This window comes from Streptomyces adelaidensis (genome assembly GCF_016598475.1).
GTDB classification, from domain to species: domain Bacteria; phylum Actinomycetota; class Actinomycetes; order Streptomycetales; family Streptomycetaceae; genus Streptomyces; species Streptomyces adelaidensis.
In genome coordinates, this window is record NZ_JAEMUX010000023.1 from 11,774 (window position 1) to 34,009 (window position 22,236).

Annotated in this window: 19 protein-coding genes and 4 pseudogenes; 10 read left to right on the top strand and 13 right to left on the bottom strand. The window is 70.6% G+C overall.

Going from position 1 to position 22,236, the window contains the following annotated elements:
* Positions 1-27 precede the first annotated feature (27 nt).
* The 5 genes and pseudogenes from I8N67_RS15700 to I8N67_RS15720 all read right to left on the bottom strand — a co-directional run bounded on the left by I8N67_RS15700 (position 28) and on the right by I8N67_RS15720 (position 6,131).
* The gene (locus I8N67_RS15700) at positions 28-1,041 is read right to left on the bottom strand and encodes a LacI family DNA-binding transcriptional regulator (protein ID WP_200303721.1); all 1,014 of its coding nucleotides are present in this window, start codon (positions 1,039-1,041) and stop codon (positions 28-30) included.
* Positions 1,038-3,404 carry an alpha-xylosidase gene (gene yicI, locus I8N67_RS15705; RefSeq protein ID WP_234045764.1) on the bottom strand — a complete coding sequence of 789 codons (2,367 nt, stop codon included), beginning with the start codon at positions 3,402-3,404 and terminating at the stop codon, positions 1,038-1,040. The genes I8N67_RS15700 and yicI overlap by 4 nt, the downstream gene beginning before the upstream one ends.
* A 40-nt stretch (positions 3,405-3,444) precedes the next feature.
* A pseudogene (locus tag I8N67_RS15710) lies at positions 3,445-3,762 on the bottom strand (ABC transporter permease subunit); the annotation flags it as partial.
* Positions 3,763-3,839: 77 nt separating this feature from the next.
* Positions 3,840-4,289: pseudogene (locus I8N67_RS15715) on the bottom strand (extracellular solute-binding protein); the annotation flags it as partial.
* A gap of 465 nt (positions 4,290-4,754) precedes the next feature.
* Positions 4,755-6,131 (bottom strand): MFS transporter, encoded by a 1,377-nt coding sequence (locus tag I8N67_RS15720; RefSeq protein ID WP_200303722.1) that lies wholly within the window; start codon positions 6,129-6,131, stop codon positions 4,755-4,757.
* 84 nt (positions 6,132-6,215) lie between these two features.
* Between I8N67_RS15720 and I8N67_RS15725 the strand changes: the two genes are divergently transcribed.
* The 6 genes from I8N67_RS15725 to I8N67_RS15755 all read left to right on the top strand — a co-directional run bounded on the left by I8N67_RS15725 (position 6,216) and on the right by I8N67_RS15755 (position 15,080).
* On the top strand, positions 6,216-7,172 hold the full coding sequence (locus I8N67_RS15725; protein ID WP_200303723.1) for a LysR family transcriptional regulator: 957 nt from the start codon (positions 6,216-6,218) through the stop codon (positions 7,170-7,172).
* 365 nt (positions 7,173-7,537) lie between these two features.
* The gene (locus I8N67_RS15730; protein WP_307835249.1) at positions 7,538-8,563 is read left to right on the top strand and encodes a hypothetical protein; all 1,026 of its coding nucleotides are present in this window, start codon (positions 7,538-7,540) and stop codon (positions 8,561-8,563) included.
* Positions 8,564-8,853: 290 nt separating this feature from the next.
* Positions 8,854-10,950: a bifunctional polysaccharide deacetylase/glycosyltransferase family 2 protein gene (locus I8N67_RS15735; RefSeq protein ID WP_372443717.1), complete on the top strand. Its 2,097-nt coding sequence runs from the start codon at positions 8,854-8,856 to the stop codon at positions 10,948-10,950.
* On the top strand, positions 10,947-12,149 hold the full coding sequence (locus tag I8N67_RS15740; protein WP_200303725.1) for an acyltransferase family protein: 1,203 nt from the start codon (positions 10,947-10,949) through the stop codon (positions 12,147-12,149). The genes I8N67_RS15735 and I8N67_RS15740 overlap by 4 nt, the downstream gene beginning before the upstream one ends.
* A gap of 155 nt (positions 12,150-12,304) precedes the next feature.
* Positions 12,305-13,195, top strand: a complete 891-nt coding sequence (locus I8N67_RS15745; protein WP_200303726.1) for a hypothetical protein — start codon at positions 12,305-12,307, stop codon at positions 13,193-13,195.
* A 535-nt stretch (positions 13,196-13,730) separates the two neighbouring features.
* Positions 13,731-15,080: an amidase domain-containing protein gene (locus I8N67_RS15755; RefSeq protein WP_200303728.1), complete on the top strand. Its 1,350-nt coding sequence runs from the start codon at positions 13,731-13,733 to the stop codon at positions 15,078-15,080.
* 131 nt (positions 15,081-15,211) lie between these two features.
* On the opposite strand, the pseudogene I8N67_RS44600 reads toward I8N67_RS15755, so the two are convergent.
* Positions 15,212-15,283 (bottom strand): annotated as a pseudogene (locus tag I8N67_RS44600) (nitroreductase); the annotation flags it as partial.
* 124 nt (positions 15,284-15,407) lie between these two features.
* Here I8N67_RS44600 and I8N67_RS15765 point away from each other — a divergent pair.
* A pseudogene (locus tag I8N67_RS15765) lies at positions 15,408-15,917 on the top strand (transposase); the annotation flags it as partial.
* A 447-nt stretch (positions 15,918-16,364) separates the two neighbouring features.
* On the opposite strand, the gene I8N67_RS15770 reads toward I8N67_RS15765, so the two are convergent.
* From I8N67_RS15770 to I8N67_RS15780, 3 genes are read right to left on the bottom strand one after another with little or no spacing between them, the layout of a single operon-like run.
* On the bottom strand, positions 16,365-16,568 hold the full coding sequence (locus I8N67_RS15770) for a DUF397 domain-containing protein (protein ID WP_200303729.1): 204 nt from the start codon (positions 16,566-16,568) through the stop codon (positions 16,365-16,367).
* Between the two features lie 15 nt (positions 16,569-16,583).
* Entirely contained in the window at positions 16,584-16,772 is a 189-nt protein-coding gene (locus I8N67_RS15775) for a DUF397 domain-containing protein (RefSeq protein ID WP_200303730.1), read from the bottom strand.
* A 12-nt stretch (positions 16,773-16,784) separates the two neighbouring features.
* Entirely contained in the window at positions 16,785-17,639 is an 855-nt protein-coding gene (locus I8N67_RS15780; RefSeq protein ID WP_200303731.1) for a helix-turn-helix domain-containing protein, read from the bottom strand.
* Positions 17,640-17,862: 223 nt separating this feature from the next.
* Here I8N67_RS15780 and I8N67_RS15785 point away from each other — a divergent pair, with 223 nt between their 5' ends.
* From I8N67_RS15785 to I8N67_RS15795, 3 genes are all read left to right on the top strand, one after another.
* A complete protein-coding gene (locus I8N67_RS15785; RefSeq protein WP_200303732.1) occupies positions 17,863-18,363 on the top strand; it encodes an ATP-binding protein in 501 nt (166 codons plus the stop codon).
* 101 nt (positions 18,364-18,464) lie between these two features.
* Positions 18,465-19,349: a DNA-processing protein DprA gene (locus I8N67_RS15790; protein ID WP_200303733.1), complete on the top strand. Its 885-nt coding sequence runs from the start codon at positions 18,465-18,467 to the stop codon at positions 19,347-19,349.
* Between the two features lie 184 nt (positions 19,350-19,533).
* A complete protein-coding gene (locus I8N67_RS15795; RefSeq protein WP_307835250.1) occupies positions 19,534-20,112 on the top strand; it encodes a hypothetical protein in 579 nt (192 codons plus the stop codon).
* A 64-nt stretch (positions 20,113-20,176) separates the two neighbouring features.
* On the opposite strand, the gene I8N67_RS15800 is transcribed toward I8N67_RS15795, so the two are convergent.
* The 4 genes from I8N67_RS15800 to I8N67_RS15815 all read right to left on the bottom strand — a co-directional run bounded on the left by I8N67_RS15800 (position 20,177) and on the right by I8N67_RS15815 (position 22,099).
* Positions 20,177-20,437: a hypothetical protein gene (locus tag I8N67_RS15800; protein WP_200303735.1), complete on the bottom strand. Its 261-nt coding sequence runs from the start codon at positions 20,435-20,437 to the stop codon at positions 20,177-20,179.
* Positions 20,424-20,669: a hypothetical protein gene (locus I8N67_RS15805; RefSeq protein ID WP_200303736.1), complete on the bottom strand. Its 246-nt coding sequence runs from the start codon at positions 20,667-20,669 to the stop codon at positions 20,424-20,426. The genes I8N67_RS15800 and I8N67_RS15805 overlap by 14 nt, the downstream gene beginning before the upstream one ends.
* 17 nt (positions 20,670-20,686) lie before the next feature.
* A complete protein-coding gene (locus tag I8N67_RS15810) occupies positions 20,687-21,550 on the bottom strand; it encodes a peptidoglycan-binding protein (RefSeq protein WP_200303737.1) in 864 nt (287 codons plus the stop codon).
* Between the two features lie 156 nt (positions 21,551-21,706).
* Entirely contained in the window at positions 21,707-22,099 is a 393-nt protein-coding gene (locus I8N67_RS15815) for a hypothetical protein (RefSeq protein WP_200303738.1), read from the bottom strand.
* Positions 22,100-22,236 lie beyond the last annotated feature (137 nt).

Consider the following 22,236-nt stretch of genomic DNA (forward strand, 5'->3'; position numbering starts at 1 on the left):
GAGAGACCGTCGCGACTCGTCGCCCGGTCAGCCCGTCACCCTGCGGGCCGTGCTCCCCCGCACGGTCAGGCGGGGTGGGAGGAGGGTGGTCTGGGGGGCGGGGGTGCCGTTCATGTTCCGCATGAGGAGGTGGACTGCTTGTTCGCCTATCTCGGCTGCGGGGATGGCTATGGAGGTGAGGGGGATGGGGAGGGTGGTGGCGAGGGTGTCGGGGCAGAGGGCGGTGACGGAGAGGTCGGTGGGGATGCGGAGGCCGAGGTGTTCGAAGGCGTCCAGGAGGGGTTCGAGGATCGCCTCGTTGTGGATGACCACGCCCGTGAGGGCCGGTTGTTCGCGCAGGAGGCGTTCCGCCACCGTGCGGGCGGCCGCCGGGGTGGCCTCGCAGGGATGGACGGTGGAGGACATGCCGTTGCGGGTGGCGGCGGAGGTGAAGCCCTGGACGACGCGCTGGGCGAAGGAGGTCTGGCGGACGTAGACCTCGGGGGGTGAGCCGATCAGGCCCACCACGCGGTGGCCGAGGCCCGCCAGATGTTCCACGCACAGCTCACCCGCCGTCCTGAAGTCCAGGTCGATGCAGGTCAGTCCGGCCGGCTCGGCGGGGAAGCCGATCAGTACCGACGGGCGGTCCAGCGTGCGCAGCAACGGCAGCCGGGGGTCGTGGAGTTGGACGTCCATCACGATCAACGCGTCCACCAGGGCCGTGTCCGCGACCCGGCGCAGTCCCTCCTCGCCCTCCTCCTGGGTGAGGAGCAGCACGTCGTGGTCGTACGCGCGGGCCGCCGTGACCGCCGACACCGCGAACTGCATGACCACGGGCACATTGATACCGGCCCGTAGGGGCACCACCATCGCCAGTACGTTGGACTTGCTGCTGGCCAGGGCGCGGGCGCCCGCGTGCGGGCGGTAGCCCAGCTCGCGGACGGACGCCTCGACCCGCGCGCGGGTCTCCGCCGAGATGGGGCGCTTGCCGCTGAGGGCGTAGGAGACGGTGCTCGGGGAGACGCCCGCGTGCCGTGCCACATCAGTGATCTTCACCGTCACACCGACCCCGTTTCGTCGTCAGATATCAGTTCCGGCTTCCGCTCCGGCTTCCGCTCCGGCTTCCGCTCCGGCTTCCGCTCCGGCTTCCGCTCCGGCTTCGGCTCCGGCTCCGGGTTCAGGTCCATCGTCAGGAAGCCTGTGCCCGTCTGCGCCCGGACCTCGCGATCACCCGCCGCCAGGGCCCACGGCGCCCTCGGGTCGCCGCACGAGGCGCGCAGCACATCGCCCTCCCGGACAACCGTGAACGTCGAGTCGCCGACGGGGACGGTCACTTGGGCGCCGTGGGCGAGGCCGTACGCGTGCAGGGTGACCCCGTCGGCGTGGTCGTAGTCCGGGCGGTCCGTCACCGCGCCGACCGGGACGACGGCGCCCGGCCGGACGAGCAGCGGCACGCTGAGGAAGTCGTGGCGTTCGCGGACCCAGCGGGGGCCGGTGACCGGTTCGCCGGTCAGGAAGCGGGTCCAGGTGCCCTCGGGGACGTAGTACGTGACGTCGCCCTCGTCGTTGAACACCGGCGCGACGAGGAGGTCCGGGCCCAGCATGTACTGGCGCTCCAGCTGCGCGCAGCCGGGGTCGTCGGGGAACTCCAGCACCATCGCCCGCATCATCGGCACGCCCTCGGTGTGGGCGGTGCGCGCCGCCTCGTAGAGGTAGGGCATCAGGCTGAGCTTGAGGTGCGTGAACTTCCGTAGGACGTCGACCGATTCGTCGTCGAAGAGCCAGGGGACCCGGTACGAGGACGAGCCGTGCAGGCGGCTGTGGGAGGAGAGCAGGCCGAAGGCGATCCAGCGTTTGAAGAGCGCGGGGGAGGGTGTGCCCTCGAAGCCGCCGATGTCGTGGCTCCAGTAGCCGAAGCCGGAGAGGCCGAGGGAGAGGCCGCCGCGCAGGGACTCGGCCATCGACTCGTAGGTGGACGCGCAGTCGCCGCCCCAGTGCACGGGGAAGCGCTGGCTCCCGACGGTTGCCGAGCGGGCGAAGAGGACGGCCTCGCCCTCGCCCCGGTGTTTGCGCAGGACGTCGAAGACGGTCCGGTTGTAGAGGTAGGTGTAGTAGTTGTGCATGCGCTCCGGGTCCGTGCCGTCGGACCAGACGACGTCCAGGGGCACCCGCTCGCCGAAGTCGGTCTTGAAGCAGTCGACGCCCTGGTCCAGCAGCGCTTCCAGCTTGGCCGCGTACCACTCGCGGGCCGCCGGACTGGTGAAGTCGACCAGCGCCATGCCGGGTTGCCACAGGTCCCACTGCCAGACGCCGCCGTCCGGTCTGCGCAGGAGATGGCCGAGCGCCTTGCCCTCCGCGAAGAGGGGGGAGCGCTGGGCGATGTACGGGTTGATCCAGACGCTGATACGTGGTCCGCGCCGCTTGAGGCGGGCCAGCATGCCTTCCGGGTCCGGGAAGACGCGGGGGTCCCACGTGAAGTCGCACCACTGGAACTCGCGCATCCAGAAGCAGTCGAAGTGGAAGACGGAGAGCGGGAGCCGACGCTCCCGCATGCCCTCGATGAAGGAGGTCACCGTCTTCTCGTCGTAGGAGGTGGTGAAGGACGTGGACAGCCACAGGCCGAACGACCAGGCGGGCGGCAGGGCCGGGCGGCCGGTGAGGGCCGTGTACTTGCGGAGGATGTCCTTCGGCGTCGGGCCGTAGATGACGTAGTACGTCAACTGCTGGCTCTCCGCGCTGAACTGGACCCTCGACACGACCTCCGAGGCGACCTCGAAGGAGACCTTGCCCGGGTGGTCGACGAAGACGCCGTAGCCCGCGTCGGTGAGGTAGAACGGCACGTTCTTGTAGGCCTGTTCGGTGGCTGTGCCGCCGTCGGCGTTCCAGATGTCGACGACCTGGCCGTTCTTGACGAGCGGGCCGAAGCGTTCGCCGAGGCCGTAGACGGAGGTGCCGACGCCGAGGTTCAGCTGCTCGCGGAGGTAGTGGGCGCCGGACGCCTCGCGCATGATGCCCATCGATCTGGGGCCGCTGGTGGTGAGGGTGCGGCCGTGGGCGAGGAAGTCGACGTGCCAGGGGCCGGTGCGGGACACGCGTACCGACAGCGATCCGGCGGTGAGGGTGGCGTGCTCGTCGTCGTAGAAGGTGTGGGGGGTGAACTCCTGCGTGGTGAGCTCGAATTGCGGGCCACGTGGCTGCTCGCCCGCGAAGTGGGTGAAGGTGACGCCGACGACGTCGGGCATCGGGGCGTGGGCGCTGATCGTCACGACCGGTCCCTTCAGCAGGTCACCGCGGTGGCGGATGGGCTGGGTGGGCGCGTGGATCTCCAGGGCGCCGCCGTCCCGGGGGATGACGTCCAGGACTTCGGCCGGGTGGGCCGCGGTGACGCCCTCGCGGAGCAGCCAGTAGCCGTCGGTGAACTTCATGGGTGGGGGGTCCTTACTTCTGCGGGACTTTCCGGGGCCCTTACTTCACGGCTCCCACCGCGATGCCTCGGGTGAGCGTGCGTTGGAAGGGGAGGAAGAAGACGAGGGCGGGGAGCAGGCCCAGCAGGGCCGCCGCGTTGGTCATCGTGGCGTCCATCAGGCGCTGGCCCTGGAGGACGCCGAGCGCCACCGACACGGTCTGGTTGTCGTTGGAGATCAGCATGACCAGGGGGAGCAGGAACTCGTTCCAGGTCCAGACGAAGAAGAAGACCAGGAGCATGCCGAGGGTGGGGCGGCTGACGGGGACGACGATCCGCCACAGGATCTGCCACTTGGTCGCGCCGTCGATCCGGGCCGCCGGACGGCGGTGATGCGGGTGCCCGGCGGGGCCCGCTCCGGCCTCGCCGGCCGCCGCCCCGTCTCCGACGGTGACCGTCATCGCTTCGGTACGTCCTTCTCGTACGCCTCCCCGATCGAGTCCAGGTACGCGTCCGGCGCCGTGCTGCCGGTGATCAGCTTCTGGGTCTCGGAGACGAGGACGTCGTAGAAGCCGGGGACGGGCCAGTCGGGGTAGAAGGCCAGGCCGTCCCTCTCGGAGAGGGTGTTGAAGTCGGCGATGAGCTTCTTGGCCCGCGGGTCGGTGATCGCGGCGGGGTCGGCGGCCACGGGGACGCCGCCCTTGTCGCCCAGCAGGTTCTGGATCTTCTCCGACATGGTGATGTCGATGAAGTCGTAGGCGAGTTCCTTGTTCTTCGCGCCCCTCGGGACGACCCAGAGGTTGCCGCCGGAGCCGAGGGTGAGGTCGGTGTCGGGCCAGAGGAAGGTGCCCCAGTCGAACTTGTTCTCCGACTGGAAGCGGCCGTACCACCAGCTGCCCGAGAACACCCACGCCCATCGCGCTGTCGGGGCCCTCGTAGTGCCACAGGCGGAGCGTCTTGCCGTTGCCGTTGCCGTCGCCGTCGCCGCCGTCGCCGTCGCTGCCGGAACCGCCGCCGCAGGAGGTCAGCAGCAGGGCTGTGCTCATCGCCGCCGCCGCGATCGTCGTCGCCGTACGCCTTCGTGCCGTGAACATCCTGTGCCTCCTGGGGAGTCGGATGGGTCTCGGGGCGTCACGCGATCGTTGGGTGCGGGTCGTTACGGGTCGTTCGGGTCGTCCGGTCGAACGGTGTAGTCGAATCGTTTCGATGCGTGACGTCGAAGCGCTTCGACGGAAGGTAAGGGTGGGGTGGGGGTGCGTCAATGGGGCGGGCGGCTTGGGGATCGGATTACGGGTGCGGATTACGGTGCGGATTACGGTGCGGATTTCGGCCGCGGGTTCGGTGGGGGCTGGTCGCGCAGTTCCCCGCGTCCCTAAGGGCGTGGGGGCTCTTCGGGGGTTGTGCGTGCGGGTGGGCGTTGGGCCGAGGCGATCAGTAGGGCCAGCGCTGCCGCGGCCACCGGGATCGCGAAGGCGAGTGAGCCGAGTGAGCGGTGTTCCGCGAGTTGGCCGCCCAGGGCCGATCCGGCCGCTATTCCGCCGAGGAGGCCTGTGACGGCGAGGGTCATGCCCTCGTTCAACTGGCCCTTGGGAGTGCGGTGTTGGAGGAGGGACATGGCGGTGATCATGGTGGGGGCCGTGGCCATGCCGGCGAGGAGGAGGGCGGGGGCCAGGAGGAAGAGGGAGGTGGTGGACGTGGTGGTCAGCCAGGGGAGGGCCATCAGGGCGGTCATCGCCGCGAGGGACCAGGCGAAGCGACGTTCCGCCGGGCCGGTCAGGCGCAGGGCACCGAAGGCCAGGCCCGCCGCGCAGGAGCCGGCCGCCTGGAGGCCGAGGAGCGCGCCCGCCGCCGAGGCGTGGCCCCGGGCGTCCGCGTAGGCGATGGTGACGACCTCCAGCGAGCCGAAGATCGCGCCCATGGCGAGGAAGACGGCGAGGAGGGCGGGGAAGCCGGGGGCACGGAGGGGGGACTTCGCGGTCGTACGGCCGGTGGGGGGCGGTTCTGTGGCGCGTTGGGCGGCGAGGACCAGCACGCCGGTCATGCAGAGGAGACCGCCGATCAGGGTGCCGGCCTCGGGGAAGAGGGTCGTGCAGAGGAAGGCGGCGAGGACCGGGCCGAGCATGAAGCAGAGTTCGTCCGCCGCCTGTTCGAAGGAGTTGGCGGTGTGGAGGGCGGCCGGGTCGTCCCGCAGCAGGTGGGCCCAGCGGGCGCGGGCCATGCCGCCGGTGTTGGGGAAGGTCGCGGTGGCCGCGTAGGCGGCGAACAGGGTCCAGTGCGGGGCGTCCCAGTGGACGCACGCGGACAGGGCCAGGCCGCCGAGGAGGGCGAGCGCGGTGGCGGGGACGGCGACACGGGCCTGGCCGTGGCGGTCGATCAGGCGGGCGGTCCAGGGGGCCACGAGGGCCGTCGCGGCGAGGCCCGTCGCCACGACGGCACCGGCGAGGGCGTACGAGTCGCGGGAGCCGGCGATCATCAGGATCGCGCTCACGCTGAACATGCCCATGGGGAGGCGGGCGAGTAGGCCTCCGGCGGTGAAGGCTCGGGTGCCGGGGGTTTTGAAGAGGTGGCGGTAGGAGCCGCCGGGGAGCTCGGCGGGTTGGGTGCGTTGGCGGGTACGGGTGCGTCGTGGCTTGTCGCGCGGTTCCCCGCGCCCCTTGGATCGCCGGGGGTTGAAGTCGGCCGCTATCAGGGTGTCGGCGGTGACGGTGAACAGGGGGGAGTGCGCCCTCTCGGGCTCGGTGTGCGGCATGGGTCCTACCGTCGCCGGTCGTGTGATCCACCGTCCAACACCTACTCCGTGGTGATTCACGCGTCTCGGATGTAAGTTCTCGGGGTGCCTGAAACCCGGCTTCTCCGTGCCTTTCTCGCTGTCGCCGAAGAGCTGCACTTCACCCGTGCCGCCGCCCGGCTCTACGTAGCTCAGCAGGCGCTCAGCCGTGATGTGCGGCGGCTGGAGCGGGAGTTGGGGGCCGAGCTTTTCGTGCGGACCACTCGGCAGGTGGTGCTGACGGCGGACGGGGAGCGGCTGGTGCCGTATGCGCGGCGGGTGCTGGAGGCGCGGGAGGAGTTGGTCGCGGCCTTCCGGCAGGCGCGGCCCCTGCTGGTGGATCTCAACTCGCCCGGGCTGGCCACGGGGCTGCGCGTGCTGGAGCGGGCCCGTGAACTCGCGCCGGAGCTGGAGCTGATGGCGCGCTACGAGAGCGGGCTGACGCATGCGGCGGCCGAGATCCTCGCGGGGCGGCTCGACGTGTCGTTCGGGAGGTTCGCGGGGCTCGACCCGGCGGTGCGGGCGCGGCTCGAACAGCAGCCCGTGCGGTACGAGCCGATGACGGTGATCCTTCCCGAGAACCACCGGCTGGCCGCGCTGGACGCCGTACCGCTGGCCGAACTCGCGGGCGAGAGCGTCTACGCGGGTGCCGGGAACCCCCGTACGCCGGAGTGGACGGACCTGGCCGCGCTGCTCTTCGAGGGGCGGGGCATCGAGGTCGCGCCGCCGGCTCCGCTGGCCGTGGGGGAGGCGGAGTTCCAGCGGATCATGGCCAAGACGAGGAGCCCCGTACTGGCGGTGGTGGACTTCCCGCCCATGCCGGGCACGGTGTCGCGGCCGCTCGTCGACCCCGTACCACTGTCGCTCGTTTCACTCGTATGGAGGAAGGGGCTCGCGCACCCCGGACTCGACGCGCTGCGGCGGGCCGCATTCGAGTTGGCGAAGGCGGAAGTATGGCTATCAGATAGGGAGGACGGGTGGATTCCGTCCACAGATGCACTCATCATGATGACCTTCACCTGACAGCACACACTCACACATCTCTCCCACCCCTACATTCGGGGCCCGGGTGTGTGTGATGGGCCGCGCCCCGGACCGGGTGGGGGTCCGGTCCGGTACAGGAAAGTGCGAGAGCCCGGCATCGAACACGCACCCCGCAACTGTCCCGTGGGGGGAAGCGCGTGCACGTGGAGAACTGGCCGAATGGCACTCAGCCGAAGCGGTCCGACGGCGAACGTCCTGGCGAAGGTGAAGGCCGGGGCGGACGCAGGAGTGAAGGCCGAGGCACAGGCCTCGGTACGGGGTCCGGCACCGGATCCGGTTTTGATTTCGGTATCGGCTCCGGCTCCGGTATCGGCACCGGTGTCGGTATCGGCTCCGGAGACGAAGTGGTCTGGCCCGAGGCGGCCGCCAGAACCGGGGCCGTGTCCCGCCTGGAGCGGGAGCGGGAGCGAGAGCGGGACCGTGATTACGGGTCCGGCGCGTCCGGCGCCGGGCAGTCGGGTGCCGGCGCCGTCGGCGTCCCCCGGCAGCCGAGCGCTGCCGGGCGGGATGCGGACCGGGAGGCCGGGCGGTCGGCGGCCGTCCCGGCGCCCTGGGAGCAGCCCGATCAGCCCGGGCGCAACCACGACCCGCACGAGGTGACCGTCCAACTGGACGGCGTGGGGCGGGAGGTGCCCGAGGGCGGCGGCAACCACGCCGGCCAGGGCGGGGACGGTGCGGTGGCGGGTGCCCCGGACTCCGACGGGCCGGTCTTCGTCGACGTGTCGGGGCGGCGCAGGAACCTGTACCGGCGGCTCGGTATCGCCGTCGGTACCACCTGCGCGGCGTACGCCGTGGTCATCGTCGGCACCCTGGTGTCGGGCAACTCGGACGCGCCCTGGCTGCCGGTGCCGATGCAGAAGGACGACAAGCCGGCGGGCAGGGTGGACACCCCGCCGCTGCCGGACGAGTCGGCCGACCGGTCCGACGAGGCGGAGGGCGGCGTACCGGACTCGGGCCCGTGGCCCGGCCGTACGGGAGTGACGTCCTCGCCGAGCGGCAAGTCGCCGGACGGTTCGACGGGCGGCGTCAAGGGGCCTCAGACGTCCGCCGGCGCCAAGCCCTCGGCCGGTGCCAGCGCCAGCGCGAAGCCGAAGCCGAAGCCGAAGCCGAGCGCCAGTGTGAAGGACCCCGCGCCCTCGGTCTCCCCGTCCGGACCGCCGAAGGACAGCCCCAGCCCCTCGGCCTCGCCGTCACCCTCGCCCTCGCCCACGGACTCCGGCCCGGCCGGTCCCGCTCCGGGCTCCGGCACGGACACCGTCGCCGACGGCCCCGCGTCCCCGGCGCCCGTCGAGCCCGCTCCGTCGACGTCGGAGCCCTCGCAGAGCCCGCAGGACCCGCAGAGTCCGCAGACCTCGGAGAACCCCGCCTGATGACCCGCTCCCAGCACGGCGGCACGCCTTCGCGTGCCGCCAAGCGCCATACGCGCTCCGCGCGTCCGACGAACAGTGCGACCGACGGCACGGCCGGCAGTACGGCTGACGGCATGGCCGGTGGTACGGCCGGAAGTACGGCCGACGGCACGGCACAGAGCGCGGCCGACGGCTCAGGCGAAGGTCCGTCGAAGCCCTCGCGCAAGAGCGCCCGGGCGAGCGCCCAGAAGCGCTCCACCCCCCGCCTCCCCCTGCGCCACCTGCTCCCCTGTCTGCTCCTCCTCGCCCTGATGGCGATGCTGATGCTGCGCGGATACGTGCACAGCGAGATCCTCGCGGATCACCGGGTCGCGCCGCCCGTGTCGAACGACCGGGTGCCGCAGAAGATACTGAAGGGCGGCCCGGTGATCGACACCCGTGGGGGACGCCAACTCAGCCTCGACGTCCCGGACCACCAGCTGGTCCTGACGTTCGACGACGGACCGGACCCCGAGTGGACCCCCAAGGTCCTCGACGTGCTGAAGAAACACGAGGCCAAGGCCGTCTTCTTCATCACCGGCACCATGGCCTCGCGCTACCCGGACCTGGTCGAGCGCATGGCCGAAGAGGGCCACGAGATCGGTCTGCACACCTTCAACCACCCGGACCTCTCGCTCCAGTCCAAGGACCGCATCGACTGGGAGCTGTCGCAGAATCAGCTCGCGCTGGCGGGCGCGGCGGGCATCCGCACCTCGCTGTTCCGGCCGCCGTACTCGTCGTTCTCCCAGCTCATGGACAACCGGACCTGGCCGGTGACGAAGTACATCGGCAGCCGCGGCTACATCACCGTCGTCAGCGACACCGACAGCCGGGACTGGAGCAGGCCGGGCGTCGACGAGATCATCCGCCGGGCCACGCCCAAGGGCGGCGACGGCGCGATCGTACTGATGCACGACTCCGGCGGCGACCGCTCGCAGACCGTCGCCGCGCTGGACCGGTTCATCGGGGAACTCCAGGTCAAGGGCTACGCGTTCGAGACCCTGACCGGCGCCCTCGACGCGCCCAGCGCGCACACCCCGGTCACCGGGCTCGGCCTGGTGAAGGGCAAGGTCTGGGTGACGCTCGTCCAGGTCTCGGAGAAGACGACGAGCGTTCTCGTCGTCGCCCTCGCGGTCGTCGGTGTCCTCGTCCTCGCCCGCTTCGGCCTGATGCTGGTGCTGTCGATCGCGCACGCCCGCCGGGTCCGGCGCCGGAACTTCCGCTGGGGAACGGACGGGCCCGTCACCGAGCCGGTGTCGGTGCTCGTCCCGGCGTACAACGAGGCGAAGTGCATCGAGAAGACGGTCCGTTCGCTGGTGGCGAGCGACCACCCCATCGAGGTGCTGGTCATCGACGACGGCTCCAGCGACGGCACGGCCCGGATCGTCGAGGAGCTGAGCCAGGACCTGGCGGGCGTCCGGGTCGTACGGCAGCTCAACGCGGGCAAGCCGGCCGCCCTCAACCGGGGCATCGCCAACGCCCAGTACGACCTGATCGTCATGATGGACGGCGACACGGTCTTCGAACCGTCCACCGTCCGCGAGCTGGTGCAGCCCTTCGCCGACCCGCGCGTCGGCGCGGTCGCGGGCAACGCCAAGGTCGGCAACAGGGACACCCTCATCGGCGCCTGGCAGCACATCGAGTACGTGATGGGCTTCAACCTCGACCGCCGGATGTACGACATCCTGCGCTGTATGCCGACGATCCCCGGCGCGGTCGGGGCGTTCCGGCGTACGGCGCTGACACGCGTCGGCGGCATGAGCGAGGACACCCTCGCCGAGGACACCGACATCACCCTGGCCATGCACCGCGACGGCTGGCACGTCGTCTACGCCGAGAAGGCGCGGGCCTGGACCGAGGCGCCGGAGTCCGTGCAGCAGCTGTGGTCGCAGCGCTACCGCTGGTCGTACGGCACCATGCAGGCGATCTGGAAGCACCGAAGCGCGATCTTCGAGCGGGGCGCGTCCGGCCGCTTCGGCCGTGTGGGCCTGCCACTGGTATCGCTGTTCATGATCGTGGCGCCCCTGCTGGCCCCCCTCATCGACGTGTTCCTGCTCTACGGGCTGGTGTTCGGGCCGACGGAGAAGACGATCGGCGCCTGGCTGGGCGTCCTGGCCGTCCAGGCGGTGTGCGCGGCGCTGGCGTTCCACCTGGACAAGGAGCGCATGACCCATCTGATCTCCCTCCCGCTCCAGCAACTCCTCTACCGCCAGCTCATGTACGTGGTGCTGCTGCAGTCGTGGATCACGGCGCTGACCGGCGGCCGGCTGCGCTGGCAGAAGCTGCGGCGGACGGGGGCCGTGGGGCTGCCGGGCGCCGATGCGTCCGTGCCGGCGCAGCAGACGGGGGAGCGGAGGCCGGTCGCATGAGCACCCTGACGCAGGACCCGGCCCCGCAGACTCCGCCCGACCCGCCCACGCCGCCTGCGACTTCGGCTCCCGGCGGCCGGGACCGCTACTTCGATCTCCTGAGGGCCCTCGCCCTGTTCCGGGTCGTCCTCTACCACCTCACCGGCTGGGCCTGGCTGCCGCTGCTCTTCCCCTCCATGGGCGTGATGTTCGCGCTCGCCGGCAACCTCATGGCGCGCTCGCTGAAGCGCCCGGCGGCGGACGTCATCAGGGGCCGGCTCCGCCGGCTGCTGCCGCCGGTGTGGCTGCTCGGGGTGGTGGGCGTCACCGCGATGGTGCTCCAGGGCTGGGGGCCGGACGCGGACGGCCGTCCCGGCTGGTGGTGGTTCCACCTCACGTTCTGGATCCTCCCGGTCAGCGACCCGCCGTACGCCGAGGGCCTGCCCGGACTGAACGGCTTCATCGGCCCGGACTGGGCCGGGGAGCTGGCCGGACCGCTCTGGTACGTCCGTGCCTACCTCTGGTACGTCGTTCTGTCCCCGGTGCTGCTCCGCGCGCTGCGGGCGGTGCCGGCGGCGACGGTCCTCGCGCCGATCGCGCTGTCGGCGGCGTTCGAGCTGGGGTATCTGTCCCTGCCGGGCGAGCGGTTCGCCTCGGGGCTGACGGACTTCAGCACCTTCGGCGCCTGCTGGATCCTCGGCATGGCCCACAAGGAAGGCATCCTGGAGCGCCTCCCGAGGTACTTCGTCCCGTCCGTGGCTCCGGCGGTCGCCCTGACCGGCCTCTGGTACGCCATGAACCACGGCTTCGGCACCGGCAACGACCTCGACAGCATGCCGTTCGCCCAGTCCCTGTGGTCCGTGGCCACCGTGGCGCTGCTGCTGCACATCAGCCCGTCGTGGGCCGAGTGGCCGCGTCGGCTGCGCCGCTGGGACGGGGCGGTCGGCCTCCTCAACTCCCGTGCGGTGACGATCTATCTCTGGCACAACACCTGCATCCTGATCGCGGCGACCCAGTGGGACCGCCTGTGGAGCGTGGTGTTCCTCGAACAGAACGTCCCGTGGCTGCTGGAGAGCCCCTGGCCCGTACTGGTCGTGACGTGGCTGCTCATCGCCGCTTGCGTCGTCGCGTTCGGCTGGGCGGAGGACCTGGCGGCGCGGCGCCGGCCGAGACTGTGGCCGAAGAGTGCGGAGAGCGGGCGGAGTCCGCGAAGGCCGTGAGGCGGGGCGGAGCTTGGGGACGTTCGGTCATGTATTGACCGCGTAACCAACCGGGATACGCACTTGCGTACGCCTCGGGGCGTGGTGGATGTTGGGCTCGCTTGAGGCAGGTGTTCCGTGCCTCGCCGAAGCGACCCGAGGAGTGACACCCGCCCATGACTCAGCCCCCCGGCCAGCCGCCGCAAGACGGTTACGGCGCCCAGCCGCCGCAGCAGCCGTACCCGGGGTCGTATCCGCCCCCGCCGGGACCCGGTGGCGGCGGCTACGGCCAGCCGCCGGCCCCCGCCCCGGGCCAGGCTCCCGGCCAGCCGCCGAACCCGTACGCGACGGGTCCGCAGCAGCCGTACGGGGCGGGTCCGCAGCAGCAGCCGTACGGGGGTGGCGGGCAGCCGCCGTACGGGGCTCCGGGTGCTCCGGGTATGCCGGGGCCGCCCGGCTACGGGCAGCAGTACGGGGGTTACCCGCCGCCGCCCCCGCCCTCCGGTGGCGGTGGTGGCAAGGTCGCGCTGATCATCGTGGCCGCCGTGGCGGCGCTGGCGGTGATCGGCGGCGGCATATTCCTCCTCACCAGCAGCGGTGACGACGCGACTTCGGCCACGCCGGGCCAGAGCGTGTCCGCGACGGCGACCGAGTCCGAGAGCGCGACGGAGTCGGAGGAGGCCACCGACGAGGCCACCGGGACGCCCGACGGCGGCCTGGACGACGGCGACTCGTCCACCGCGCCCGGCGAGGGCGTCGAGGGCCAGTGGCAGGACGACGACGCCCGCACCCTGACCATCGGCGACGAGCAGACCACCGGGGACAACAAGGGCCAGCACGCCCTCTCCTACATCGACATGGTCGGCGGCAAGGGCATCATGACCGGCGTCGGCGCCTACCGCGACGACAACAACTTCCGCATGGCCCTCAGGCCCATGGCCTCGCCGGACATCAGCGACGACGACATCACCTTCGCCACGGTCCGCCGCTCCGGCGACGAGGTGGTCATCACCTGGGAGGCGGGCGGCACGGACACGCTCAGCTATGTGGGGGAGGTGTCGGGCTGACGCCTCGCCGGGTCACGCGTTCTCAGCGGCCGTCGCCTTCCGGACGTCCGAGGCCGGCCCGCTGAGCTGTCCCTCCGACGGGCCGGCGGCAGCCGCCCGCGCCGCTCCGTCCGGTCGCACGCCGCCATCAACTCATCCACCAGGGCTGGCGGGAACACCCGCGTCAGCACACCGATCCCTGCCGGATCGGGCAGATACGACGACACCGACCCACCCCCGACACCGACACCCCGCCCGACACCGACACCCCGCCCGACCGGAGCTACGTCAACGGCATTGTCATCAGCCCGCCTTCCGACCGCACAGCGTGCGGAGGCTCGGGGGCGAGGTGTACCTGCAATGTTTCAGGTTGTGCCACCGAGCCGGGGCCCGGAGGGTGTTGTCCGGCGGAACCGGCCGTGCAACGGCGGTCGGGGGAGCCGTGGCGCAAGGCTTCGACGGGGCAATCTGTGGCGCAGCCGGGCTGCCCGTGCATGTCGTCCGCCTTCGTCATCTTGCGCACCGCGCCGAGTCGATGGATGAGAGGACGTCAAGGATGAGATCCCGTAGACGACGCATCACGATCACGCTTGGTTTGGCCGCCGCGTTGGTCCTGCCTGCCGCCCCGGTCACTGCCCTCCCCGGCGCCGGGGATCTGACCGCCGGGACCGGGACCGGGACCGGGGTCGATATCGGCATCGGGCTGGGAGGCAAGCGGTTCCTGGACCTGTCGGTGACGCTGGGCGGCCACAAGCGGGTTGTCCTGGATCTGGTGCGGGAGTATCTCAGCGCCCGGGACGCCGGCTGGAAGGACCCGCAGAACACGGCGGCCGCCTTGGTTGCGATCGAGCGGCAGGGAGCTGAGGTGGCCGCGCAGCCGGCCGCATTCGCCACCGGCCCGGCCACGCTCGCCGCCGGCGCCGCCGAGGACAACGGGCTGCATGCCACCGAGGTCGCCACCGGTTTCGCCGGCGACGCCAAGGTGAAGTTCTCCGGCCGGACCGCGACCGTGACCATAAACTCCGGGACGGCCCTGACGTGGAACGACACCTCCTTGGGGCAGTCGAGCCTGGGCGACACCTACGTGGTGACCCTGAAGCGAGAGAAGCGGACGTGGACCATCACCGACGTGGCCTACGCGCCGATCGGGTCCACCTCCGCCCCGGTGTCCGAGACCGCCGACAATGCCACGATCTCCCGGGGTGACGTCCCGGCGGCAGCCGACGGCGTGAGCGCGCTGGCGGAGCACACCTACGACCGGGACGCGGCGCGGGCTTACGCGCTGAAGTGGTCCCGGACGATGTACTTCGATGGCATGGAGTGGGTCTACGACGACGTCCGTAACCCCGACTACGAGGATCTGGGGTCCACGAACTGCGCGAACTTCGTCTCCCAGGCCCTGGACGCGGGAGGCTGGCCCCAGACCGGCGGCTTCGATACCTCCAACCCGCTCAACTGGGACGTCAACCTCACCGGACCGGATCAGTTCTGGGGCCAGACCAAGTCCTGGATCTATGCCGACTGGCTGCGCGGCTTCGCAGTCCTGAGCGGGCGCGGCGAGAACAAGGCCATCTGGCCGCCCGAAGACGGCGACCCGAACGGCCCTGCCCAGGACGTGTGGGAACTTGAGCCCGGTGACCTGTTGTTCGCGGACTGGCATGAGGATGAACAGCCCGACGGCACCATCGACCACGCCATGATCATCACCGGGACGTACACCAGCATGGGCTTCACCGAGCCCACCTACTCCCAGAACTCGCCGAACCGCCATAACCTGCCGCTGAGCATCGGCATGAAAATGGCCACCTCCGAGGATCCGACCCCCGAGGACGACAGCGGTCTCAGCGGGGCGGGCCTGAACGCCGACTTCTACCCGGTCCGCCTCTATGACACCTTCAACGACTGAGCTTTCGAGCGGAGCGAAACAGGTTGACGACCCGTCTGTCGTGAGGATCAGCGGTCGGCGGGTCACACTCCGATGAAGCTCACTGTTTCTGTCATGTCCGCCCGCCCGGTACGCAGCCGTGGCACGCCTTCCTTTTTGGGTACCGGCTCATCGCTGAACGCCCGCACAGCCCTGCGGCTGTCCACGGCTTCATACACATCCACGCCTTTTTCGTCCCCGCACTCCATGGCGGGCAGCGGAGACACGAGGGTGATCATCGCACCGGGCGAGCAGACCGGGCGGAGCTTTGGTGCTGCCAGAACCCGGCTCTCAGCGACAAAGCCGGTGTTGCTGTGCGCGGACGGGCCGGTGACCGCGCCGGTACCTTGACGCTGGTGGCCGGGCATCGGCGCGCGGGTACGGCGCCATGTACGACGCGTTGCCCCGCGGGAACGTCGATATGCCCCGGCTGCGGCAGGTGCTGGCCGGCCTGCCTCAGCCGCAGGCCGCCGACGGGCGCCTGATGCTGGCGGCGGACATCAGTCATTGGCTCCGCCCGGACGCGCCGACCAGCGCCGACCGCCTGTTCGGTCACGTCCACGGCCGCGGTGATCGGTCCTCGGACCAGCTCGTGCCCGGCCGGCCGTACTCCTTTGTTGCCGCCCTGGAAACAGGCCGGACCTCCTGGCGCCGGCTCCTGGACGCCGTGCGCATGGGCCCGGCCGCCGAGGTCACCGCCGCCCAGGTCCCCGAGTGGTCGAAGACCTCATCGACATGGACCGCCGGCACATGGGTGACCGTGCCATCCTCATCGTCTTCGACGCCGGGTACGACGCCCCGCGCATGGCCCACCTCCTGGCTGCGGCCGCCCGGCGGCAAGTCCACCAGACGTCCGGAGAGCATCGCTGAGCGAAACCAGCACAGGCCATGAAAGGCAGGCTCAGGCCTTGGCCCGGCTCGATCACCAGCAGCACCGGCGCGGGGCCCGCGTCCGCGCTCGCCGATGTAGGGACTCAGCAGCGCGGTGACCGCGCTCACCACCGCCAGGCGCACGCTCCACTCGCCCACGAACCCGTGGCCGACATCGGCGAGTACGGGCAGGCCGAGTACCGCGGTGCCGACCGGATAGGTCGCCACGCAGACGATCAGCGTCATCCAGAACGGCGGCTCATTGGCCACCGCGACAGCGGAGGCGGCGCAGATCACGACGATGCTGAGGGCGATGACGAGCGAGGGGAAGGTCATGACCACCAGAATTCCGGCGATCGCCCGCCCAATCATCAGCCGTCGGCAGGAGGGGTATCTCTACCCGAAGGTAGAGGGAGAGGTTGCCGCCGCTGTCTTGAGGGCTTGTATGAGGGAGCGGAGCGGGGTTGGGGTGGTGGTGAGGATGGTGGCGGGGTCGTCGCTTTCGCGGAGGAGCAGGTGGCCGGAGGGGGCGGCGGCGAGGTTGACGCAGTTGGAGCCGTCGGGGCTGTAGGTGGACTTTTGCCAGTGGGTGGAGCGCACGGTTGCCCTTCTGGCTCAGTGCGTCGGCTGTTGTGACTTCAGGGCGCGTATAAGGCTATTCAGGAGGACAGGGGTAGTCGTGAGGATGACGGCGGGGTCGTCGCTTTCGCGGAGGAGTACGTGGCCGGAGGGGGTGGTGGCGAGGTTGACGCAGTTGATGCTGTCGCCGCTGTAGGTGGACTTCTGCCAGCTGATGGTGGGCACGTTTGGTCTCTCTCAGGTGTCCCGGACGAGTTTGTGGACGAAGTCGCGTGTCTCGGCGGGGCCGAGCGCACAGGACTCCATGTGGTCCAGCACGGAACGGTACTTACTCAACACTGCCTCCGCGTCGAGGAAAGCGCAGCCCCCGTGGTGCGTATCCAGCTCGACGGTGTCGAGCTGTGAGACCGGGCCCTGGACGTAGTCGAAGGACTGGCCCGTGCTGGGGAAGTACTCCGTCCCGAAAGGGATCAACCTGACGGTGGCGTGGGGCAGTTCGCTCATTTCGAGCAGGTGCTTGAGCTGGCCACGGGTGACTTCGGGGCCGCCGAAGCCCATGCGGAGCGCCGTCTCGTGGATGATCGCCGTGTACGGGGGTGGGGTGTCGCGGTGCAGGACGCCCTGCCGCTTGATTCGGTACGTGAGGCGGTGCTCGATCTCGTACTGCCGCATGGGCGGTACCACTGCACGGAAGAGGGCGCGGGCGTGGTCCGTGGTCTGTAGCAGCGCCGGAATGTGAATCACCAGCGCTACGCGCAACGCCGCCGCGTTGGCCTCCAGTTCGGCCACGTCGACGAGGGTGGCGGGCAGGTGCTCTCGGTACGCCTCCCACCAGCCACGCGTCCGTCGCCCGGTCATCGCTGCCAGTGCGTCGACGTACGCCTCGTCCGAGCAGTCGTAAGCCCGAGCCATGGAACGCACTCGGTCGGCACTGATAGGCGTGCGGCCGGTTTCGATCATGCTCACGCGTGCTTGATTGACGCCCAGTTGCGCGGCGGCGCCAGTGGCTGTGAGTCCGGCCCGCTCGCGCAGCTTGCGCAGTTCGGCACCCAGCCTCCGCTGCCGCAGCGTCGGACTGTTCGTGGGCGGCAAGGCGTCTCCCTTCAGGCCGCGGAGCGGCGTGAGCATCCCTCACACGAGTGAAGCATGGATGCTTTCCGTTCTTTTTGTTAGATGCATCTAACCATCTGCTCTACGGTGGTTACGTACCGCTCAGCTGGCCGAGCCCGTAAGCCGGAAGCGCACCAAGCCAGGCACTGCCACCGCCAAAAGGCCCGTTGGGCGAACCAAGTCCCCTTTCTCCCCGGAGGCGTTCATGGTCACCGTATCCCCGCCCGACTCCCGTTCGCCGGAATGCTGGCAGTACTCCCTTCGCCTGCCCTACGACCCCCGAGCCGCTCGCATCGCCCGCGTGACCGTGCGGGCGATCCTGTCGAGCCATGGTCGTGAGGACATCCTCGACGTGGTCGAGCTGCTGACGTCGGAGCTGGTCACCAACGCGTACCAGCACACGAAGGGACCGTCCTCCGTACGCCTCGTCGCGCTTCTCGGCGGTCGTCTGAGGGTCTTCGTGTGGGACGACAGCCCGCACGTACCGCCCCGGTTCGACGACTCCGAGGCCGCCCCGCCCCCACCACCACTGCCGTCGATGGACACCGACCAGGGCCGAGGCCTCTTCCTCGTCCAGCAGTGCGCGCAGCGCTGGGGCTGCTGGCCGCTGGAGGGCGGGGGGCTCGGGCGAGGAGGGGGGAAGCTCATGTGGTTCGAGGTGGGTGGGGGCGAGGACGAGGGGGCGTATCGATGCGTGGCTGCCTGATCACGGCCTGCGGCGCGGTGGGCGTAGGAGCGGTCGTCGGCTGGAACGGTGCTTCTCGGCTGTCGGGCGCCCGGCCAGGGGCCCGTCCCTATACTCAAGCCATGGACCAGGACCTGGAGCGAGCCGCACTCGTAGCGCTGCTGCGGCGCGGTGGGCGGTCCTGGCCCGAGCTCACTGATCAGATCGAGACCGTCGGGAGTGCCCGCGAGGTTCTGGAGAGCGCACTCGACGCCTCGGGACAGGGCGCTCTGTTCGACACCGAACCGTCCGTCGATCTGGAAGCCGTCGCCGCCGAGATCGCCGCGTGGGAGGGCGAGGGCATGCGGTTGGTGACGATCCTTGACGAGGACTATCCGCTCTACCTGCGGCTGGTCCACCAGCGCCCGCCGTTCCTGTTCCTGCGCGGCACCGCCGTCGAGGACGATCTACGGGTCGCCGTCGTCGGCACCCGCAGTCCCACGCCGGAGGGAGTCGCTCACGCCCGTGCCATCGCGGGCGGGCTCGCCGAGCGCGGTGTCACGGTGGTCAGCGGCTTGGCCGCCGGTATCGACACGGCCGCGCACGGCACCGCGCTCGCAGTCGGCGGCCGTACCGTCGCGGTCGTCGGCACCGGACTACGGCGAACGTATCCGGCCCAGAACGCCCGTTTGCAGCAGGAGATCGCCGAGCGGGGGCTGGTCATCTCCCAGTTCTGGCCGGACGCGGCGCCGTCGCAGGCGTCCTTCCCCATGCGCAACGCCGTGATGAGTGGCTACAGCCTGGCCACGGTCGTGGTCGAGGCGGCATACCGCAGCGGAGCCCGTATGCAGGCTCGCCTGGCCCTCGAACACGGCCGCCGGGTCTTCCTCATGCGCTCCCTCATGACCCACGAATGGGCACGGGAGTACGCGAGCCGACCCAACACCACGGTCGTCGACGGCCCCGACGACGTCTTCGGCCACCTCGACTCTCTCGTCCCCACCACGGGCGAGCTGACCTGGGCGTAGCCGGAATATCGCGGTGGCGACCGTTGAAGGGCTGTCCGCCCGCTACGCCAACTTTCTGGTTCATCCTCTGCTGCCGGGCACGGGCGTGTGTCAGGTCTGCCGTGGACCCGCGAAGCCCGGTTGTCCCGCCTGCTGGCAGTGTCACGAGGCCAGGAGGATCCTGGGCTCGGGGGTCGCCGATGCCGTGGTCCCGTTGAGCTTGTCCCTCAAGAACGAGCAGTACGCCAACGAGCTGTGGCGGTACAAGAACACCGCCGGTCCGCAGCGGCAGTATTTCCGCATGGGCCTGGCGGCGGTGCTGTGGCGCTTCCTGGTCCTGCACGAGGGCTGTCTCGCGGCCCACTGCGCCGTTCCCGGCTTCGACGTCGTGACCACTGTGCCCAGCACCAGTGGGCGAGAGGGGCACCCCTTACGCACGATGGTGGCCGAGATGGTCGGTGTGACCCGCGACCGTCACCGGGACCTGCTCACCCCGACGCCGGACGCGGCCACGCTCGCCCGCGCAGCTTCTGCCTCGCGCTACACCTCGTCGGTGCTCTGGGGGGAGAGCGTCCTGCTCATCGATGACACCTGGACCACCGGCCACCATGTCCAGTCCGCAGCGGCAGCCCTGAAGGCTTCCGGCGCGGGCAGCGTGGCCGCCGTTGTGCTCGGCCGTCATCTCAACACCACCTACGGCGACACCGCCACCCACGTCGAACGTGCGCGTCTGCGCCGCTTCTCCTGGGACGCCTGCGCGGTCCGGCCTTGGAGCCACGCCTGAAGCCGGCCAGTGGACACCGGTCAGGGGTGGGCCGGAGTTCCGGCCCACCCCAGGGGTGTGTGGGCTACTTTCCGGTCGTCGTCGACCACACCGTGACGGCCAGGGCGGTGCAGGATGTGACCGCGGCGAGGGACGGGAGGGGCCAGCGGGAGCGCTCCAGGGCGTCCAGGCGGTCCTCGTGTTCGGAGAGGGTCTTGTCGGTCTGGTCGGCGCGTTGGAGGAGGAGGGCGAGGTCGCCCCGGGTGGTGGCGAAGCCGACGTCGACGGCGCGGCGTAGGCGTTCCAACTCCAGGGCGATGGTGGCGCGTTCGTCATTGCTCACCATGGGCGCTCCCTTCGGCCGGGGCGGTCGGCCGCTGCTTCAGCCAGTTCGGGAGCAGGCTTTCCACCGACGGCATGGACATCAGGCGGCTGAACGCGGTGGCTGCGACCACCAGCGTGGCGTAGCCGGGGAGATCAGCCACTTCGGGGGTGCCGGCGAGCAGCGGGACGGCGGCCGCCACCGCCAACAGTGCCTGGAACGCCGTACGCAGGGCTCTGCGGTTCGAGTCGGTCATCGGTTTCCGAGCTCCTTTCAGGTTCGGGGGACGCGCAGCTTCGCCCAGCTCGTGGGGCCGGGGATGCCGTCCGCGTCGGTGCCGGAGTAGCCGAGCTTGTGCTGCCAGGCGGCGTAGGAGCGGCGGTCGGCGGCGGTCCAGGACGGGCCGGGGCCCACCTCGTAGCGGCCGCAGCCCTCGGCGACGAGCCGTCTGCCCATGGCGGTGACGACCGCGCCGCGGCGGCCGGTGGCGAAGAACGCGGCGCCGGGGAAGGGCTCGTACACGGGGGTGGACGCGCCGCCGCCCCCGCTCACCGTGCCGGTCAGGCGCTTCGCGATCCTCGTCCGCATCGACGCCATCGAGAACGTCGGGTCGATCTTGCGGGTCGTCCACTCCTTGTGGCCGATGACCCGCGACGCGGCCCAGCCGTGCGCCCGGCACACCGCCGCCGCGACCTTCTCCACCGCCGCCAACTGGGCGTCCGGGTAAGGGTCGCGGCCGTTGCCGAGGTTCTCGATCTCGAAGCCGTAGAAGTGGGTGTTGCCGTCGGTCGCGTCCGCGCCCGGCCGGGACGGGAGCGTCGTGCCGTTGCGTACGGCGTTGTAGGCGGACGTCGAGCCGCGGCCGGCGTGGTTGGTGCGGCCGTAGCCGACCAGGTGGACCGTGCCGTCCTTCGCGATCACCGCGACGCACAGCGGGCCCGGCAGGTCCGCCATGCCCGTGCGGCACAGCGCGACGCTGTTCGAGCCGGCCGTGTGGTGCAGCATGACGCCCTGGGCCGGGCCCCAGGCGCCTACGGCGTTGCGGTTGTGCGTGGACCAGCCGGCGTACTCCTTGAGCTTGACGCCTTCGGCGCGCAGGGCCGCCTCGAAGGCGGCCGCCGAGAGTGGTGTGGCCATGGGTCTGTTCCTTTCGGGCAACTCGGGCGAGTTGAGCAAATTAAGTAAGTCGGGCAAGCGGAAGCCCCGGTGCGCCGCTGGGGGAGACAGGCGGCGTACCGGGGCCGCGGGGTGGGGTGGGGTGGGGTGGGGTGGGGTGGGGTGGGGTGGGGCGGGTCAGAGGATGGGGTCGACCCTGATGAAGCGGTTGTCGTAGCTGGCCGTGTTGGTGCTCGTGGGCACCGCCGACCAGTACGTGGGGGTCGCCGAGTACACCGTGCCCGCCGTGAGGCCCGAGACCAGGAACTGGCTGGACGTGGAGGCGCGGTCGGTGCCGATGATCATGGTGGCGCGGTCGATGCTGGACGCCAGGAAGACCGAGCCGTCGGAGACCTTCTTGATCGTCGCGCCCATGTAGCAGGTGGTGGCGGACGAGTTGAACATCAGCGCGCCCACCGTGACGATCGCCTTGCCGGTCGGGGGCGCGACGAACGCGGCCACCAGGGGGTCGCCCGCCGCACCGGTCAGGGTCTCGGCGGGGGTGGCAACTGCTCGTCGAGGAGCGCGCATAAGGTCGTTTTAGCTCGATCGTGTGATGGTCGGCTTGCGGGCTTGCGGCACCCTGGGCCGTCCGGGTTAGCGTGGCTGTGCGATCTGGGACGCCGGATACGGTGCCGGCGTGCGGGGCCCCTGCTCCACCAGCGTGA

What these genes read in the sequence shown, in the direction of transcription:
- I8N67_RS15800 (WP_200303735.1), bottom strand. Translation starts at nt 20,437, where the DNA reads ATGGTGAGCAATGACGAACGCGCCACCATCGCCCTGGAGTTGGAACGC.
- I8N67_RS15755 (WP_200303728.1), top strand. Translation starts at nt 13,731, where the DNA reads ATGAGATCCCGTAGACGACGCATCACGATCACGCTTGGTTTGGCCGCC.
- I8N67_RS15735 (WP_372443717.1), top strand. Translation starts at nt 8,854, where the DNA reads ATGGCGATGCTGATGCTGCGCGGATACGTGCACAGCGAGATCCTCGCG.
- I8N67_RS15720 (WP_200303722.1), bottom strand. Translation starts at nt 6,131, where the DNA reads ATGCCGCACACCGAGCCCGAGAGGGCGCACTCCCCCCTGTTCACCGTC.
- I8N67_RS15805 (WP_200303736.1), bottom strand. Translation starts at nt 20,669, where the DNA reads ATGACCGACTCGAACCGCAGAGCCCTGCGTACGGCGTTCCAGGCACTG.
- I8N67_RS15815 (WP_200303738.1), bottom strand. Translation starts at nt 22,099, where the DNA reads ATGCGCGCTCCTCGACGAGCAGTTGCCACCCCCGCCGAGACCCTGACC.
- I8N67_RS15745 (WP_200303726.1), top strand. Translation starts at nt 12,305, where the DNA reads ATGACTCAGCCCCCCGGCCAGCCGCCGCAAGACGGTTACGGCGCCCAG.
- I8N67_RS15785 (WP_200303732.1), top strand. Translation starts at nt 17,863, where the DNA reads ATGGTCACCGTATCCCCGCCCGACTCCCGTTCGCCGGAATGCTGGCAG.
- I8N67_RS15740 (WP_200303725.1), top strand. Translation starts at nt 10,947, where the DNA reads ATGAGCACCCTGACGCAGGACCCGGCCCCGCAGACTCCGCCCGACCCG.
- I8N67_RS15790 (WP_200303733.1), top strand. Translation starts at nt 18,465, where the DNA reads ATGGACCAGGACCTGGAGCGAGCCGCACTCGTAGCGCTGCTGCGGCGC.
- yicI (WP_234045764.1), bottom strand. Translation starts at nt 3,404, where the DNA reads ATGAAGTTCACCGACGGCTACTGGCTGCTCCGCGAGGGCGTCACCGCG.
- I8N67_RS15810 (WP_200303737.1), bottom strand. Translation starts at nt 21,550, where the DNA reads ATGGCCACACCACTCTCGGCGGCCGCCTTCGAGGCGGCCCTGCGCGCC.